This is a genomic window from Phocaeicola intestinalis (assembly GCF_014837065.1).
Classification (GTDB): domain Bacteria; phylum Bacteroidota; class Bacteroidia; order Bacteroidales; family Bacteroidaceae; genus Phocaeicola; species Phocaeicola intestinalis.
On the sequence record NZ_JACSPP010000009.1, the window covers coordinates 1 to 17,380 of the forward strand.

Genomic DNA, 17,380 nt, shown 5'->3' on the forward strand with positions numbered 1-17,380 from the left:
ATATCAAAACCGTACGTTCTCCAATTGAAAACCGTACGTTCTCGATATGGAAACCGTACGGTTTTCAATTGGAGAACATAAAAAGAAGACACCTTGGAACAGATACTGAACCTTTCAATCATATATTGGTTCGTATCTGCCAAGCAAACTTATCGGAAAAATCAAAACAACCTCTTACAACAAATGCAACTCTCTCGCCACATCCAGTGCGCGGATGGAATTGCCGACATGCAACTTTTCTAAAATATTCTGCCGGTGATCCGAAATCTTGCCTTTGCAGCGTGCGGTCGAGTTCTTGTTGCGTGTCCATTGCAAGAAAAAAAATAGTTATTAATAAGCATTGCGTCTCCCAGCCGGAAGCCTTACCTTTGCAAAGGTAAACATTATATTCATTCAAAAACCGATATGAGAACAATCTTCTGCACACTTTTCGTGCTGGCTGCATTGACCTGCCAGGCACAGACACTGGAGAAAATGCAATGGTTCAACGAACCGGAGCAATGGAAAATTGAAAACAAAGCATTGACAATGTCGGTCACTCCGCACACCGACTACTGGCGCATCTCGCACTACGGATTCACCGTCGATGATGCACCGTTTTATTATGCCACCTACGGAGGCGAGTTTGAAGTGAAAGTCAAGATTACGGGAGACTACAAGGTGCGCTTCGACCAGGCAGGGCTGATGCTCCGCATCGACAAGGAAAACTACATCAAGGCAGGAATCGAGTTCGTGGACGGGAAATTCAACCTGAGTACCGTGGTCACACACCACACGAGCGACTGGAGCGTCATCTCGCTCGACAAGCCTGTACCCTACGTATGGATTAAAGCAATACGCCGCAAAGATGCCGTCGAAGTGTTCTACTCGTTCGACGACCAGACCTACACCATGATGCGCAATGCCTGGATGGCAGACAACACCCCGATGATGGTAGGCGTAATGGGTGCCTGCCCCGATGGCGAAGGCTTCAACGTGACATTCGAGCACTTCCAGGTAAAACACCTGCCCGACATGCGGCGTATGGAGTGGCTGAAACAGAACGCCGAGTGATTCTCCGTATCATAGCCGAACGCAGAGGCACTCCTGCACCTCTGCGTTCCGTTTATCGGAGTGCATTTATCCAGTCCGCAATGTCTTTCAGCACTTCCGGAGCGCAAGTCTCTTCTATGCGGTAATAATCCAATGACGTAGCAAGCTGGCAATGCTGGAACAGATGGTTCAGTTCGGGATATTCTTTAATCAAATTCTGTCTGTTTCCGTTCACCAAGTATTTCCTGATTGCCCCCAAATTGCTTTCCGCCAGCACCTGCATGTCGTGGGTGCCGTTGATAGCCATTACAGGCACAGTGGTATTCATAATGTCGGATGCCGGGTCGTAATCAGCGAAATAGTCCAGCCAGGCATTCTTGGGCTGCAGCTTCATTTCTTCACGCACCTGCTTTACGGTCCGGTTTGCCGGCTTGCCGTAAAGCCGCAACTGAGCATTCTGCTGCTCTGCCAACAGGCTGTCGCCTTTGATTCCCGGTCCTGCCATGCTGACGATAAAGTCGGCAACGCTATCGGCACCCAGCATGAAAGCAATCATTCCGCCTTCGCTATGCCCCAGCACACCGACCTTGCCGAATCGGCGGCTGTTCTTCAGCCACGCAATGCCGGCTGCCGCATCATCCGCAAAATCTCTTGAAGTGGCTCCTTTGAAGTTTCCTGTAGAACGCCCTACGCCCCGGTCGTCATACCGCAAGGAAGCGATGCCGTTCTTTGCCAGATAATCGGCTATGACCAGAAAAGGTTTGTGCCCGAACACTTCTTCATCCCGGTTTTGCGCACCGCTTCCGGTCACCATCAATACCACCGGCACTTTCTTGCCTTCGGAATAACCTGCCGGACAGGTCAATGTGCCTGAAAGCGTGGCACCGGCTGCATCGTTGGAGAAGCTCACTTCTTCGGTCTTATATTCCAGACTTCCCTTAGGCTCCTGTGGACGAGCAGGAGCATCCTGTTCTCCTGTTGTCAGATTCAAAGGAAAGGACATCCCGTGCTGGACAAAAGTGCCTTCCACCGTTCCCTCCTTCCACTTTCCGGTATAAACCACATTGATTACCGGCACCTGCAGGCTTACGGAATCATTGGCAAGCCAGTCCACCTTTACAGGAATATCCTTGGCACCTTGTGCCGGTACGTCCATCTTCACCACATCTTTTCCGGCCGGGTCTTTTTCGAAATGGAAAACGATGCCGAGTTTCTGAGAACCTGCGTTCAAATCGCCATGCCACGAGCCGGTGATATGCTGGGCATGAACCATACACGTTCCTATCAGGAACATCACAATCAAAGAAATTCTTTTCATAAGATATTTAGTTTAAATTGAATATCCGTAAACATCCCATGTAGGGGCGTATTGCATACGCCCGAATGCGTCCACTTATCCACGCGGATGTCTTCAAGGCGTATGCGATACGCCCCTACAGCCAATTAATTTAGTTTAAAACGCCATCAGTCCACCAGCTGCAAGCCAATCCCCTTCACCGTCTTCAGCTGCACGCTCTCGTCAGCGGCGAGCAGCTTGCGCAGGCGCGACACAAACACATCGAGGCTGCGCGAGGCGAAATAGTCATCTTCGGTATTCCACAGGCGCGAGAGGATGACTTCGCGGCGCACCACCCTACCCTTGTTCTCGCACAGCAGGCGGAGCAGGTCCGCCTCGCGCACAGTGAGGGTTTCCGCTTCCCCGTCCGCCTTTAATAAGGTAGAGCGGTCGGCATTGAACGTGTAGAGCCTGCCTATCGGGAAGAGCGTTTCGTGGGCTTCCGCCTGCCTGCCCTGCGTCAGACGCAGCAGGGCGGTGACGTGGGCATGCAGCTCTTCGGGCAGGAAAGGCTTCTTGATGTAGTTGTTCACGCCCAGTTCATATCCTTTCACCACGTCTTTGGGCGACACCCTGCCCGAAGTGAAGAGGATAGGCATGCGCTCGTCCGTCTCGCGGATGCGGCGCACCATTTCGTAGCCGTCCATCACGGGCATCTCGATGTCGGACACGATGACGTCGGGCTTCCACGTTTTCCATATCCGCAAGCCCTCCTCGCCGTCCGCGGCGGTCTGTATCTCGTATCCGCCTATCATGTCTTCCAGCCCGCCGCGGATGATGTAGCACAGGTTGGCATCGTCTTCTACCAATAATAGTCTTGTCATTTGCTTGTCGTTTAAGTTGTCTTTTCCTTTTTTGAAACGCAGATTAACGCGGATTCACGCAGATTATTTTTTATTTTTCAATCCGCGTCAATCCGCGTTAATCTGCGTTTCAACCTGTGCCCTCTGTGGTGCCCTTCGGAAACACCAGCGTGAACTCGCTGTACTCGCCTTCGATGCTCTCCAGCTTCACCGTGCCGCCATGCGCCTCCACGATGCGGAGCACGTAGTTCAGCCCCAGCCCGAAGCCCGGTGCACCTCCGCCCCGGCTCCGGCTTGCCGCCGAGGCACGCTCGTATTTCTCGAATATCTTCGCCTGGTCCTTCAGCGGGATGCCCAGGCCGTTGTCGCGCACCGAGACCGCGATGCTTCCGTCGGCACGTTTCGCCGAAGCGAAGGTTATCTCCACCTCACTGCCCGAATATTTCACGGCATTGTCTATCAGGTTGCTCAGTGCCTCGCGCAGGAACTCCTCGTCGGCATACACCGCTGGAGCGTCCAGCTTCCACACGTAGCGTATCGGCTTCTCCGCCTTCGCCTGATACTTTGCGGCAAGGTCCTCCAGCATCGGGCGCAGCAGGCATTCCGTCTTGTCGAGCCTCAGCTGGCGGTGCTCCAGTTTGGCGAGCGTCAGCACCTTGTTGGTCAGGCTGATGAGGTGCTCGCCCTCCTCGCGCAGGATGCGGAAATACTGCGCCCGCTTCTCAGGCTGGCTGTCGAGCCGTCCGGTCTCGAGGATGCGCGTGCCCATCACGATGGAGCTGAGCGGCGTCTTCATGTCGTGTATCATGGCGTACGAGAAGTCCTCGCGCAGCTTCGCCACCTTGTCCTGCCGCAGGATGATGCGCACCTGCCACACCACGCACACCACCGCCACGGCGATAATCAGCACCGTGGCTATCAGCACCAGCGTCATGCGCCGTGCGATGACCCAGTAGGGATTGGTGATGATGCCCTGCACGAAGCGTGCCTCATTGAAGTCGAGCATCAGCGAGTCGGTCTTCAGGATGCCCTCCCGATGCAGCTCTTTCCCCACGGAAGAACGGAGCACCCGCCCCGTGGAGTCGGTGATGCACGAAGCCACCTCGGCACGGATACCGGCGGAGTCGAGCATGTGGGCGTAAATCGAATCGAGCACGGGGAGCGACACGTCCTGGTGTATTTCCGTATAAATATAATCCTGCAGGCCGGTATGGATGCTCGACATCAGCCACCGGTTCGGCATGTTCCGGAAGACGGAAGTGGCGGTGTCCACCTCGAATTTCATCGACAGCGTGGTGTCTTTGCCGAATTTCCGCTCCTTGTATACCGACATCCGGTGGAACGCCTCTTCCAGCGAAGCATCGCGGAACACCTCGTCCGCCTTCATCCGCAGGCTTTCCCTCGCCAGCCGGTAGCTGTTCGCCAGCCACACGTATTGCAGCTCCGCTATCGCCAGCAGGGCGATGAGGGCTATCCAGCGCAAGTGTCTTATCTCTTTCATCGGCGTTTATGGCGGTTACCGGAATCTAAATATAATCGTTGCAATATCGGGCAGCATCCATAACCGGAATATCCGACAGCTTGAAGTGTTTGGAATTACGGGTGATGATAACATCCGCTCCTACCGCTACAGCTGCAAAATACTGAATGGCATCTTCGAAGTCCGGATTTTCGGAACGGAAAGCCTGTTCCACTTCATGCTGGGTGGCAGGAGCCACACGGACGATTTCGTTCAACTGCCTGAGGTAACGGGTAGCGTCTTCCGTCCCAAGGCTTTTCCGCAATACATAAAGAGCATTGGCAAACGTCAATGCGGTGGCATACAGTTCGGCATTACCGCTATAGGCCAAATCTAAAATATTTGCAGCCGGTACGCAAAAAGGCTGGCGGTCGCCAATGATGTCTATCACGATATTGGTATCTAAAAAAATTCTTGTTTTCATTCTCTCTCCAGATGTTCCGTTCTGCTGATTTCACCGTCCAGTCCCACTTCTTTCTCGTCCAGGCGGACAACGCCGACCAGACGCTGCACCCTCGGGTCCAATTCCGAAACGGGACGGATTTTCTCTTTCTGCTTGCTTCCCGTCACCTGCTTCAACAGATTTTCTACCAATTCCGACAAATCGGTCCCTTTCGAACGTGCATAGTCGGATGCCTGTTGCAGTACGTTGCTATTGATGCTCAATGTCACATTCTGGTTCATAGTGTTTCTCCTTTCGTTTCTTCTTTCAATGTTCAAATCGTAAATAAAAACAATCTGTGTTGATGTAGAGACGATGTGCACATCGTCTCTACTGCTGTCGCCGGAAATAACGTAAATAATCCGTGTAATCTGTGGTGCAAATCACTCTTCGGGTTCCAGCGCAGGCGTGTCGCCGCCCGATGCGGAGCCGCCTTTCGATGCGCTGCCCGCAATCGACGAATACGTGCCCACCAGCCCGTTCACGCTCGCGATGAACGTGTTTATCTCGTCCGAAGGCTGCACAATGGCGTAGGCGTTCACCGTCTGCACGATATCCTGGTAGAGAGCGTTCGCCTCGTTGACGGCATCTTCCGACTTCACGTCGCTCTGCGTCATGCGGCTGCTCATCTCTTCGGTCTTCTTCAAAAATTCAGTGTCGAAAGCGGCGTTTGCCTCACGCACCGCCTCCACTTCCTCCGTCAGCCCCAATGCGGCGACCGCCTCAGCCTCGGCATCGAGCATCGCCAGCATCCCGCGTGTCTCGGCGGTCTGCTTGGTGTACTCGTGCTTGCGGATGCCGCGGTAGGGCGACATCTTGGCGTCGAGCAACGTAGCCGCCGCCTTTTTCTCGGCGACAGGCGAGGTGAGGTAAGCGTTTACCACCTGCCCGATGACCCCCGAAGCACGGTCGCGCACGTCGTCCGCCTCGGCAAGCGTAGCGGTGGCAACGAAAGCCCGTTCGCGGTTGACTATGGATGCCAGAAGCTCGCTGGCGGCACTGTATGCCGTGGCTTTTTCAGTGATGTGCAGTGCCGCCGGAGTGGTGGCGGTGATGCAGTCGTTTACTTTCGTGTGGAAATCGCTGCACGAGCCGATAGTCATCCGGCTCATGCCGAAAGTTTTGATTTGATTTGCCATGATGTAGATACTTTAAAAGTTAAAGATACGTTTCTTCGCGGTGCCGTACCCCTCGGAAATGCCGCCGAAGCGGTTCCGCAAGTCTCCGCAGGGTTACGAAGTGCCGCCGAAGCGTTTCCGCAAGCCTCCGCAGGGCTACGAAGTGCCGCCGAAACGTTTCCGCAAGCTTCCGCAGGGCTACGAAGTGCCGCCGAAACGCATCCGCACGCAAAGTTAGCATAATCGGCGGATTGGGCAACAGTTTGGCGGGGAAAATCCGCTCTGGACTACGTTTTTTCACCGTTTCGGGACGAATGGGCGGTTCTTGCGGATTGCACGATTTGTTGGGCGAAGCGAAAAAATCCGGCGTGACGGCAGCCAAACGCAGAGACACAAAGACGCAGAGGAAAAAAATCCTGCAAAAGTTGCATTATATTGCAACTTGCGTTATCTTTGCGCTATGAGACGGAAGATAATCGCATTCGGGAAATACTATAAGGACTTCCTTTCTGCATTGGGCGAGAAGGAAGTGTTGAAAGTGAAATACGTCTTGTCGCTATTGGAAACAGAAGACAGGATGCCTGTGAAATTCATAAAAGCCATACGCGACGGCTTGTATGAGTTGCGCATATCGTATAATGGAAATATTTACCGCATCTTTTTTATCTTTGATGAAGGGCAAATCGTAGTGCTTTTCAACGGATTCCAAAAGAAGACGCAGAAGACGCCGCCCTCGGAAATAGCAAAGGCATTACAAATAAAGGAGGAATATTATGAATACAAACGAAGAAATGCTGACCGACCTCAGCGCTGAACTGGATAAGGAGTTCGGTGCGCCCGGCACGCCCGAACGTGCGAAGTTCGACGAAGAAGCGTATGCGTTCTACACAAGCCAGATTCTGCTTGACGCAAGAAAGGAGGCGGGAATGACCCAGTCCGAGCTTGCCGACCGCCTCAGCGTGACAAAATCGTACATCTCACGGATTGAGAAAGGAGTGATAACCCCCAGTGTCGCCACTTTCTACCGGATAATGCACGCCCTGGGGATGAGGGTTGAGGTGGTTAAGCCGATTGTGTGACAAATTGTAGGGACGGGGTCTGCCCGCCCGAATGCATCTACAGCGGATGTCTTCGGGCGAGCGGACCTCGCCCCTACCGTGATTTATGATTGTCAGATTGGGCGCAATTCTACCGTCATTCCCATTGCGGCGGCTATCTTGTAAAGTGTGGCGACGGTAGGAACGGTCAGTCCCCGTTCTATCCTTGAAATGTAGCTTTTGTCCGCACCGATGCGCCGTGCCAGTTCCGCCTGCGTAAGGTGGGCATTCTTTCGGGCGTCCATTAGAATCTGTGCGTTGTATTCCTCCCATGCTTTTTCACGGTTTCTCTCCCGTTCGGGCGTTCCCTCTTTTCCCAATTCTTCATCAAGCAATGCGCTGATGTCATAGATTTCGTTGCTTGTCTCCTTTTGTTTCATGCTGTAAAAGTAGTAAAAGTTGTACGTTGATACAACTTTTATAAAGATTTTCCACTCCCCACTCTTATGCGGTATTTTTTCACCACAGATTGCACGGATTAGAAAAATTAATTATCTTAATCTGTGGTGAACAAAGTTCCCGTTAACGTTACGTTAACCTTGCGTTAACCACCGATGCGGAGGCGGCTATTTACCTTTGCGGCATCAATCAAAAACGACAGAACGACATGAAAACATTCTTTTTCTTGCTGATGTGCGGAGCGGGCGTGGCAACGGCTTCCGCCCAAAGCCTTACGGGGACGGTGACCGATGCCGACCGCCGGCCCGTGGAAGCCGCTACGGTGGTGCTGCAAACCGCCGACTCTACCTATATCGATGCGACCCTGACCGACAGCTTGGGCGTGTTCCGCTTCGGACAGCGTCCCGAGAGGTACCGCCTCATCGTGCAGCACCTTATTTATAATACCTGCATCCGCGAAGGGAGCGGGGCGGACGCGGATACCCTCGTGCTGACGCCGCGCGACTATGCGCTGGACGAGGTGACGGTGCGCGGCGAGCGTCCGCTGGTGAAGGTGGAGGGCAACCGCCTGACTTATGACGTGGCGCAAATTGCCGCCAGCCGCCTCGTGACCAACGCCTACGAAGCCTTGCTGCAGCTGCCGGGCGTGGTGGAGAAGGACGGCGTGCCTGCCCTTGCCGGAAGCGGAAGTCTGGGCATCGTGCTCAACGGCAAGCCTTCATCCATGAGCGCCGAGCAAGTCATCGCCCTGCTGAAGGCAACGCCTGCCTCGCGCGTGGAACGGGCGGAGGTGATGTATAGCGCGCCGCCCCAATACCACGTGCGCGGCGCGGCGGTCAACCTCGTACTGAAGGGTTACAAGGCTGGCGAAGGCGGCTTGCAGGGCGAGGTGAACGGCAACTACGCGCAGAAGGACGAAGCCGGAGGCAACGGGGGCGTAACGCTGGCGTGGCTCTCGCCGCGGTGGGACGTGGACGCGATGTACCACCTGAGCGACTATTATTACCGGCAAGGAATGGACTTCCGCGCCCTGCACACCGTGGACGGCGAGACGCACGACATCCGCCTGTCTGAAGATGACAGCGGACGGAGCCTGACCCATACCTTCCGCGCCGCCGCCACCTACAAGCCCACGGAGGACGACCGCCTCAGCCTCAGCTATACCGGAAGCCTCAAGCCCGACGGGAAATCGACGGCAGACGCATGGGGCAACGTGACGGACTCGCACAACGGCAAGCGGAGCGATACGCAGCTGCATAACGCCGCGCTGAACTATACCTCCGGCTTCGGGCTGAGCGCAGGCGCCGACTACACGTATTACGAAGACGAGAGCACGCAGGACTTCACCGATACCGAAGCCGAGCCGTCCGCCTTCCGAAGCGACTCGCACCAGCGCATCGACCGCTGGAAAGTGTATGCCGACCAAAGCCATTCGCTCGCAAAGGGCTGGACGCTGAACTACGGCACGGCGTTCACCTACGTGAACAACCGCAACTCGCAACGCTACGACCTGCCCGAGATGAGCGGCATGAACAGCGAAAGCCGCATCGATGAATATACCTACAACGTCTATGCCGGATTCGACAAGGCGTTCAGTCCGCAATGGAACCTCAGCGCGTCGGCAGCAGTGGAATACTATAAGATGACGGACTACCGGAAGTGGGCGGTCTACCCCACCCTTTCGCTGAACTACATGCCTTCGGCGGCACACATCTTCCAGCTTTCGTTCAGCTCGGACAAGACCTATCCCGACTACTGGACGCTGAGCGGCAGCACCAGCTACCTGAACGGCTATCAGGTGATAGAAGGCAACGCCAGCCTGCACCCCTACACCGACTATACCGCCACGCTGACCTACATCTGGAAGAGCAAGTACATCGTGCAGGCGGAATACAGCTACGTGCCCGACTACTTTATGCAGATGGCATACCTGGACTCGAACGAGCTGCGTGCCATTTATAATTACCAGAACTGGGACTACCTGCAGCTGCTCACGTTCACCGCCGTCGTCCCCTTCCGCGTAGGCACGTGGTGGGACAGCCAGCTGACGCTGAACGCCCAGCTGAAGCACGACAAGGCGAGCCGCTACTACGACGCTCCCTTCGACAACAAGCGGTGGGCAGGCATCGGGCAGTGGACCAACACCTTCACCCTGAGCAGCCGCCCCAATATCCGTCTGGAAATCTCCGCCTTCGGGCAGACAGGAGCCATACAGGGCAGTTACCGCCTCGGTGCCGTGGGCTATGTGGATGCCGCCCTGCGCTACACCTTCGCCGGCGACAAAGCGATGCTCCAACTGAAAGGCACCGACCTCTTCAACGGGATGAACCACCTCGACATCGAGTCGCGCAACGGCACCCAGCACTTCGGCATGCACGTAAAGAACTACGCCCGCAGCCTCACCGTCTCGTTCAGCTACCGCTTCGGCGGGTATAAGAAGAAGGAGGCGAAGGAGGTGGATACGTCGCGGTTCGGGATGTGAGGTTTCAAACAGATAAACAAAAGAGGCTGTCTCTAAATGAAAAACAACTTTCATTTAAAGACAGCCTCTTCCCGAATGATAAAAGAAAGACACGTCACAAACGGACGATATCCATTATTTTGTCCAGCGCACCGGCGTTGTCTTTTACATAATCGCCTGCCGCCTTACCCGAAGCAGAAAGAAAGGCTTCATCGGACAGGAAGCGATCCATCAGGGTTTCGAAACCGGTAGCATCGGTTATCTCAAAACCGCCACGGCAGGCTTTCAATCCCTGAGCTTCAAGGAATTTCTGGTTGTTAGGTCCGAAAACAACAGGGATACCATAAACAGCCGCTTCGAGCGTATTGTGTATGCTCACGCCGAAACCACCGCCAATGTATGCCATCTCGCCATACCGATAGATAGACGAAAGCAGTCCGAAACAGTCTATGATAAGACAGTCTGCACGGCACACGTTCTCTGGCGTCGCCTGCGTGTAACGCACCGCAGTGCGGTGCAGCTTGCTTTCGATTTCGGACAGATGGTTTTCATCAATGACGTGGGGAGCAATGATAAGCTTCATCTCCGGATGGGCATTGAAATAGGGAATGAAAATATCCTCATCGGGTGCCCACGAACTGCCAGCCACCAGCGTATAGCGATTGCTGCCCTTGAATGCTTCTACCAACGGAAGTTCTTTCGCCTGACGGCAGATGTCCAGCACGCGGTCAAATCGTGTATCACCCACAATGGTGGTAGCGGTGACACCTATCCCTGCAAGCAGGCGCACAGACTCTTCATTCTGCACAAAGAGATGGGTAAAACATTTCAGCACGTCCCGATATGCTACACCGTACCACCGAAAGAACACTTGCTGCGGACGGAAGATGGAACTGACGCTGTAGACCGGCACCCCACGACGATGAAGCGCACCAAGATAGTTTTTCCAAAACTCATACTTGATGAAAAATGCGGCGCAAGGATGTGCTGCATCGAGAAAACGGCGCACATTGCGCGGTGTATCAAGCGGTAAGTAGCACACCACATCGGCACCCCGGTAATCCTTACGCACCTCGTAGCCCGAAGGCGAGAAAAACGTCTGCAAGATTTTGTATTGAGGATAATTCCGGCGGATAAGCTCTATCAACGGGCGTCCTTGCTCGAATTCACCCAATGAGGCGGCATGAAACCAGATGTACTTCGCCTGCGGATCAATTTTCCGTGCCAGCACATCGAAAGCTTCACGCTCACCCTTTACCATCCGCGCCACTTTCTTATTGAACAGCGCAATCAGACGGACTGCCCCTACGAACAGGCAGATTGCAAAATTGTATATCATCACACCGGTTATTTAAGCACCTCCACCGCACGGCGCATACGCCTGATAGTCTCTTCCTTGCCCAGCAGTTCGGTAATGTCGAACATATGCGGTCCCTTGCATTCGCCTACCACGGCAAGACGGAAAGCATTCATCACATTGCCCAAGTGATATCCCTTCTCTGTAATCCAGGCTATCACAATGTCTTCCGACGGTTTCGAAGTGAAATCACCGATACCTTCCAGCACACCGGCCAGTTCGTCCATAATACGGGGCGTATCGGCATTCCAGCGTTTCTTCACATCTTTCTCGGCATAGGTTTCAGGAGCCACGAAGAAAAAGCGTGCCTGCTCCCAAAGTTCTTTCACAAAATTGACACGGCCTTTCACCAGTGAAACGACCTTTGTCAGATAACTATCGGTATAATCGTGCACTGCCACTCCATGCGCTTCCAGCACAGGTTTGAACAGGGCAGCAATCTCCTCGTCACTCTTGCGCAGAATATATTCATGATTGAACCAGATGCCTTTCTTGTAATCGAATTTAGCCCCCGCCTTGCTACAGTGATTCAAGTCGAAAAGATTCACCAGTTCGTCCATCGACATCAATTCCTGGTCATTACCCGGATTCCAACCCAACAAGGCAAGGAAGTTAATGACCGCTTCGGGCAGATATCCCGATTCACGGTATCCCGATGACACTTCACCAGTCTTGGGGTCATGCCATTCCAGTGGGAACACAGGAAAACCAAGACGGTCGCCGTCACGCTTACTCAATTTTCCATTGCCTTCGGGTTTCAGCAACAAGGGCAGATGTGCAAAACGGGGCATCGTATCTTCCCAGCCAAAAGCACGGTAAAGCAAGACGTGCAAGGGAGCGGAAGGCAGCCATTCCTCACCACGGATAACATGGGAAATTTCCATCAAATGGTCATCGACAATATTTGCCAGGTGATACGTAGGCAGTTCGTCTGCCGATTTATACAGAACCTTGTCATCCAGAATAGAAGAGTTGATTTTCACATCGCCGCGAATGAGATCGTCCACGTGCACATCTTCATCGGGTTCAATTTTGAAACGAACCACATACTGTTTTCCTTCGGCAACAAGACGGTCTACTTCCTCTTGCGGCATCGTCAGCGAATTACGCATCGACATACGTGTAGAGGCATCATACTGGAAGTTAGGTATTTCCTTTCGTTTGGCATCCAGTTCTTCGGGCGTGTCAAAAGCAATGTAGGCTTTTCCACTGTCGAGCAACACTTTCACATATTTCTTATAGATGTCGCGACGCTCCGACTGACGGTAAGGTCCATAATTTCCTCCGAAACTAACCCCTTCGTCAAACTGGATACCCAGCCATTTGAACGATTCGAGTATGTATTCTTCCGCTCCCGGAACGAAGCGGTTCGAGTCGGTATCCTCGATTCGGAAAACCAAGTCCCCCCCGTGCTGACGGGCGAACAGATAGTTGTATAAGGCAGTGCGCACACCACCGATGTGTAACGCTCCCGTAGGGCTGGGAGCGAAACGAACTCTAACTTTTCTTTCTGCCATAGTGATTTTATCTAAAAAATACAGCGCAAAATTAAGGTATTTTTCCCGTTTTTTTCTTATTTTGCAGGCAAAATATCCGAATCTTATGAAAAGTTTCCAAACCGAAAGACAGTTCTCATATAAGAAGTTCTTCTATAAATGCGGCATCTTCCTTGCTGCAGTGGCCATTATCGTATACTTCCTGCCGCGGGAAGGACAATTCAACTATCAGTTTGACATCAACAAACCGTGGAAATACGGCCTGCTCCAAGCCTCGTTCGACTTTCCCATCTACAAGGGAGAAGACGAAGTGCAACGCGAACAGGACAGCATTATGAGAAGCTACCACCCCTACTTCCAGTTATCGGAAACCATGGGTGAACGGATTATCAGCCAGTTCAAGGAAGACTACAACAGAAAACTCCGGCAAATCATCCCCGACCCCACGTATCCACATTACATCGAACAAAAACTGAAGGAAATCTATCGGAAAGGAATCATGCCTGTCGAACAACTGGCGCGTCTGCACAAAGACAGTATCCTGAGCATACAGATTGTCTACCAGAACACTTCCATCCTGCAAAGCATCAGCGAAATCTACAGTACGAAACGGGCTTATGAAGCACTGGTCAATTCGGACACCGTACACTTCAGCAAGACCCTGCTGCAACGATGCAACCTGAACAATTACCTGACCGTAAACCTTATTTACGATGCCAACAAATCGGAAACGGCAAAAAAAGACTTGCTCTCAGGAGTATCATTCGCCAAAGGCTTCGTAATGAACGGACAGAAAATCATCGACCGGGGTGAAATCATCAACCAGCAGACCTATAACATCTTGAAATCCCTGCAACGGGAATGGGACAAACGGAACGAAACCACTACCGAAAAACGCCTGACCCTATTCGGGCAAATCCTGTTTGTATCCATTCTCATCGGATGCTTTATGATATACCTCGCCCTGTTCCGCCGCGATTATTACGACAAGAAAGGAAGCCTTAGCATCCTGTTCTTCCTGATTATCTTCTTCCCTGTCATCTCATCATTGATGATATCACATCCGTTTATGAGCGTATACATCGTACCATTCACAATGCTGCCGATGATTGTACGCATCTTTCTCGACTCGCGCACAGCATTCATGGCACACATCCTGTCTATATTGCTTTGCTCCATCTGCCTGCGTACGCCGCACGAATTCATCTTGCTGCAGACCATCGCAGGCATGGCAAGTATTTATAGCCTGCGCGAACTGTCGCAACGCTCACAGTTATTACGCAGTGCCCTGATTGTTGTCGTTGCCTATTCAGTATTATATTTCGCGCTCGACCTGATCCATGTCAACGACGTTTCGCAACTGAACACGAATATCTACATCAATTTCATCATCAACGGCATATTGCTGCTGTTTACCTATCCGTTGCTGTTCATCCTCGAAAAGACTTTCGGGTTTACATCCAACGTCACACTAGTGGAACTCTCGAACATCAACAACAAACTGATGCGTGAAATGTCGGAAGTAGCTCCCGGTACATTCAACCACTCCTTGCAGGTGGCCAACCTCTGCGCCGCAGCTGCCAACCGTATCGAAGCCAACAGCCAACTGGTGCGTACCGGAGCAATGTACCACGATATCGGCAAAATGCTGAATCCTGCCTTCTTCACCGAGAACCAGTCGGGCGTGAATCCACACGACCAGCTAAGTTACAAACAAAGTGCCCAAATTGTAATCAGCCATGTAACCGACGGCGTGAAACTTGCAGAAAAGAACAACCTGCCCGAGGTCATCAAAGACTTCATCCGCACCCATCATGGAAAAGGATTAACCAAATATTTTTACATCTCGTACCAGAACGAACATCCCGATGAAGAAGTAGATAAGGAAGCATTCCGCTATCCGGGTCCGAACCCTTTCACCAAGGAACAGGCGATTATGATGATGGCAGACTCGGTAGAAGCTGCCTCGCGCAGCCTGCCTGAATACACCGAGGAAAGCATCTCGAACCTGGTAGACAAAATCATTGACAGCCAGGTACAGGACGGTAACTTCAAAGAATGCCCCATCACCTTCAAAGACATTGCCACAGTGAAAAGCGTATTCAAAGAAAAACTGAAAACGATGTACCACACCCGTATCAGTTACCCGGAACTGAAGAAATAAGCAAACAAATGCCAATCCATGGTGAGCATGATGTAAGACAACCCCGTTGTCACATCATGCCACCATCAATAGCTGCCTGAAGAAGTTCCACGCTTCAAGAACTCTTCTTCAGGTCTTTCCAGCAATTCGATAGCCTTATTCATACTGTCACTCAAACGATTGATAACCTGGAAATATTCATTCATATCCCAAAGGTCGCGGGCGATAAGGGCTTTCAGCTGGGCTTTGATAAGAGGCATCGCCAACTGATATTCTTTCTCCTTATAAACAACTCCCAATGTCTCTCCCAAAGCTTTCAACTCGTCCAGCATTTCGGGAGTAACTTCAAACTCACGGTCAAAATGACGGAAGTCTTTATACTTCTTCAACCATTCTGTCCGACGAGCATCCACCCATTTCAAATTTTGCTGCACAATGGCTCCTTTATCGCGCAAAGCCAGGTAATAATCAGTATACATCGTGGTATCCACCGGCACAAAATAATCGGGCATAATACCTCCGCCACCATAAACCGTACGCTTCAGGCGCAAAGTCTTATATTTCAACGAATCGGGAAAATGAATACTGTCAGCACTCAGCATTTCACCACGGTTGTAACGGTCTATCAAGTCACGGTTATACTGTTCGATACTTTCATAAGGTTTCTGGATACAACGTCCCGAAGGCGTATAATAACGAGCCACAGTAAGACGAATCATCGAACCATCGGGCAAGTCAATGGGACGCTGCACCAATCCTTTGCCAAATGTACGGCGACCAACCACGACTCCTCTGTCCCAATCCTGTATGGCGCCGGTAACAATCTCGCTTGCTGAAGCCGAAAATTCATCCACCAATACCGCCAGCCGTCCGTCGAGGAAATCTCCGTTTCCTTCAGCATCAAATTCGGCACGCGGATTACGGCGCCCTTCGGTATATACAATCAGTTGTTTCTTGCCCAAAAATTGATTTACGACCTCTATGGCAGCATTCAAGTATCCTCCACCATTGCCCTGCAAGTCGAGAATCAAGTCTTTCATACCCATTTTCTGCAGGCGATGCAAAGCATCTACAAACTCTTTGCCCGTAGTAGCTCCGAAGCGGTTGATACGGATATAGCCGATACGGTCGTTCACCATATACGAAGCATCCAGACTATAGACAGGAATCTTGTCGCGCGTAATGGTAAACGGAAGCAACTCTTTCACTCCACGGCGCATCACCTTCACATTCACCTTTGTTCCACGTTTGCCGCGTAAACGGCGCATCACATCATCTGTACTCATCTTTACACCGGCTATCACTGTATCATTGACTTCGATGATACGGTCGCCCGCCAAAATACCGACCTTTTCAGAAGGACCTCCCGACACTGGCTGAATAACAAACAAAGTATCGGTAGCCATATTGAACTGAATGCCGATACCATCGAAATTACCCTGTAAGGGTTCATTCAATTCTCGCACCTCTTCGGGATTGGAATATGTAGAATGAGGGTCGAGTTCTTTCAGCATGCTGACAATTGCATCTTCTACCAGTTTTCCTTCATTCACTTCGTCTACATACAGATTGGCTATGGCAAACTCTGCCAACTGTAATTTACGGGAAGGAGAATTTAAAAGTTTGTTGCTCTGTGCACCTGCTGAAAGTGCAAACAGCACACAAAGCCATGTTATCAAGCAACGGTATTTCATCATAATCTTCATTCTTCATTAATATCAAGTTCTGCCGGCAAGAACGGCGTGACATCCTTGCCATAATGCAACAGTTCGCGCACGATGGTGGAACTGATTGCGGTCAGTTCGGGCTCGGTAAAGAGCAAGATGGTTTCCACTCCCGACAATTTGCGGTTGATGTCGGCTATGGTTTCTTCGTACTCGAAATCGTGTACCGTACGGATGCCACGGATAATGAACTTGGCATCGCGCATACGGGCAAAGTCTACCGTCAATCCATCGTATGCCTCTACACTCACACGTGGGTTACCGGCATACAGCTTCTCAATCATCCGCACACGCTTATCGGTAGGGAAATACGTCCGCTTCTTCTCGTTCACGCCGATACCGATGATGATTTCGTCCATAAAGGTCAAGGCACGTTTCACTACCGAATAATGCCCGATGGTAAAGGGATCGAATGTCCCTGGAAATATTGCACGCTTCTTCATTATCAACCAT

At 51.9% G+C, this 17,380-nt stretch carries 17 protein-coding genes; 6 read left to right on the forward strand and 11 right to left on the reverse strand.

Annotated features, from left to right (window positions below):
* Nucleotides 1-380, forward strand: a 380-nt coding sequence (locus tag H9625_RS18100; RefSeq protein WP_225226270.1) for a hypothetical protein, incomplete at its 5' end; no start/stop codon positions are given.
* Nucleotides 381-405: 25 nt separating this feature from the next.
* The gene (locus tag H9625_RS04595) at nt 406-1,053 is read left to right on the forward strand and encodes a DUF1349 domain-containing protein (RefSeq protein WP_022040565.1); all 648 of its coding nucleotides are present in this window, start codon (nt 406-408) and stop codon (nt 1,051-1,053) included.
* Between the two features lie 52 nt (nt 1,054-1,105).
* On the opposite strand, the gene H9625_RS04600 is transcribed toward H9625_RS04595, so the two are convergent.
* The 6 genes from H9625_RS04600 to H9625_RS04625 form a co-directional block, all read right to left on the reverse strand.
* On the reverse strand, nt 1,106-2,350 hold the full coding sequence (locus H9625_RS04600) for an alpha/beta hydrolase family protein (RefSeq protein ID WP_191763166.1): 1,245 nt from the start codon (nt 2,348-2,350) through the stop codon (nt 1,106-1,108).
* Nucleotides 2,351-2,496: 146 nt separating this feature from the next.
* On the reverse strand, nt 2,497-3,192 hold the full coding sequence (locus H9625_RS04605) for a response regulator transcription factor (protein WP_191763168.1): 696 nt from the start codon (nt 3,190-3,192) through the stop codon (nt 2,497-2,499).
* A 109-nt stretch (nt 3,193-3,301) separates the two neighbouring features.
* Nucleotides 3,302-4,672, reverse strand: coding sequence for a sensor histidine kinase (locus H9625_RS04610; RefSeq protein WP_191763170.1), 1,371 nt, complete (start codon nt 4,670-4,672; stop codon nt 3,302-3,304).
* Between the two features lie 25 nt (nt 4,673-4,697).
* The gene (locus H9625_RS04615; protein WP_087395931.1) at nt 4,698-5,114 is read right to left on the reverse strand and encodes a type II toxin-antitoxin system VapC family toxin; all 417 of its coding nucleotides are present in this window, start codon (nt 5,112-5,114) and stop codon (nt 4,698-4,700) included.
* On the reverse strand, nt 5,111-5,374 hold the full coding sequence (locus tag H9625_RS04620; RefSeq protein WP_087395929.1) for a DUF6364 family protein: 264 nt from the start codon (nt 5,372-5,374) through the stop codon (nt 5,111-5,113). The genes H9625_RS04615 and H9625_RS04620 overlap by 4 nt, the downstream gene beginning before the upstream one ends.
* Nucleotides 5,375-5,515: 141 nt before the next feature.
* Nucleotides 5,516-6,271 carry a DUF6261 family protein gene (locus H9625_RS04625; RefSeq protein ID WP_191763172.1) on the reverse strand — a complete coding sequence of 252 codons (756 nt, stop codon included), beginning with the start codon at nt 6,269-6,271 and terminating at the stop codon, nt 5,516-5,518.
* Nucleotides 6,272-6,710: 439 nt separating this feature from the next.
* Between H9625_RS04625 and H9625_RS04630 the strand changes: the two genes are divergently transcribed.
* Nucleotides 6,711-7,064: a type II toxin-antitoxin system RelE/ParE family toxin gene (locus H9625_RS04630; RefSeq protein ID WP_191763174.1), complete on the forward strand. Its 354-nt coding sequence runs from the start codon at nt 6,711-6,713 to the stop codon at nt 7,062-7,064.
* Entirely contained in the window at nt 7,024-7,329 is a 306-nt protein-coding gene (locus H9625_RS04635; protein WP_191763175.1) for a helix-turn-helix transcriptional regulator, read from the forward strand. The genes H9625_RS04630 and H9625_RS04635 overlap by 41 nt, the downstream gene beginning before the upstream one ends.
* 92 nt (nt 7,330-7,421) lie before the next feature.
* Here H9625_RS04635 and H9625_RS04640 read toward each other — a convergent pair whose 3' ends face one another.
* Entirely contained in the window at nt 7,422-7,727 is a 306-nt protein-coding gene (locus tag H9625_RS04640) for a helix-turn-helix domain-containing protein (RefSeq protein ID WP_191763177.1), read from the reverse strand.
* A gap of 227 nt (nt 7,728-7,954) precedes the next feature.
* Here H9625_RS04640 and H9625_RS04645 point away from each other — a divergent pair, with 227 nt between their 5' ends.
* Complete coding sequence (locus H9625_RS04645) at nt 7,955-10,228, forward strand: outer membrane beta-barrel family protein (protein WP_191763179.1); 2,274 nt, start codon at nt 7,955-7,957, stop codon at nt 10,226-10,228.
* A 94-nt stretch (nt 10,229-10,322) separates the two neighbouring features.
* On the opposite strand, the gene H9625_RS04650 is transcribed toward H9625_RS04645, so the two are convergent.
* Nucleotides 10,323-11,546, reverse strand: coding sequence for a 3-deoxy-D-manno-octulosonic acid transferase (locus tag H9625_RS04650; protein ID WP_191763181.1), 1,224 nt, complete (start codon nt 11,544-11,546; stop codon nt 10,323-10,325).
* 8 nt (nt 11,547-11,554) lie between these two features.
* Nucleotides 11,555-13,081: a glutamate--tRNA ligase gene (gene gltX / locus H9625_RS04655; RefSeq protein ID WP_087209130.1), complete on the reverse strand. Its 1,527-nt coding sequence runs from the start codon at nt 13,079-13,081 to the stop codon at nt 11,555-11,557.
* A gap of 85 nt (nt 13,082-13,166) precedes the next feature.
* Between gltX and H9625_RS04660 the strand changes: the two genes are divergently transcribed.
* Entirely contained in the window at nt 13,167-15,224 is a 2,058-nt protein-coding gene (locus tag H9625_RS04660; RefSeq protein WP_191763183.1) for an HD family phosphohydrolase, read from the forward strand.
* Nucleotides 15,225-15,289: 65 nt separating this feature from the next.
* Here the strand turns inward: H9625_RS04660 and H9625_RS04665 are convergent, their stop codons facing one another.
* The gene (locus H9625_RS04665) at nt 15,290-16,909 is read right to left on the reverse strand and encodes a S41 family peptidase (RefSeq protein WP_394354915.1); all 1,620 of its coding nucleotides are present in this window, start codon (nt 16,907-16,909) and stop codon (nt 15,290-15,292) included.
* Nucleotides 16,906-17,370 (reverse strand): pantetheine-phosphate adenylyltransferase, encoded by a 465-nt coding sequence (coaD, locus tag H9625_RS04670; RefSeq protein WP_087209133.1) that lies wholly within the window; start codon nt 17,368-17,370, stop codon nt 16,906-16,908. Before coaD ends, H9625_RS04665 begins: the two co-directional genes overlap by 4 nt.
* Nucleotides 17,371-17,380 lie beyond the last annotated feature (10 nt).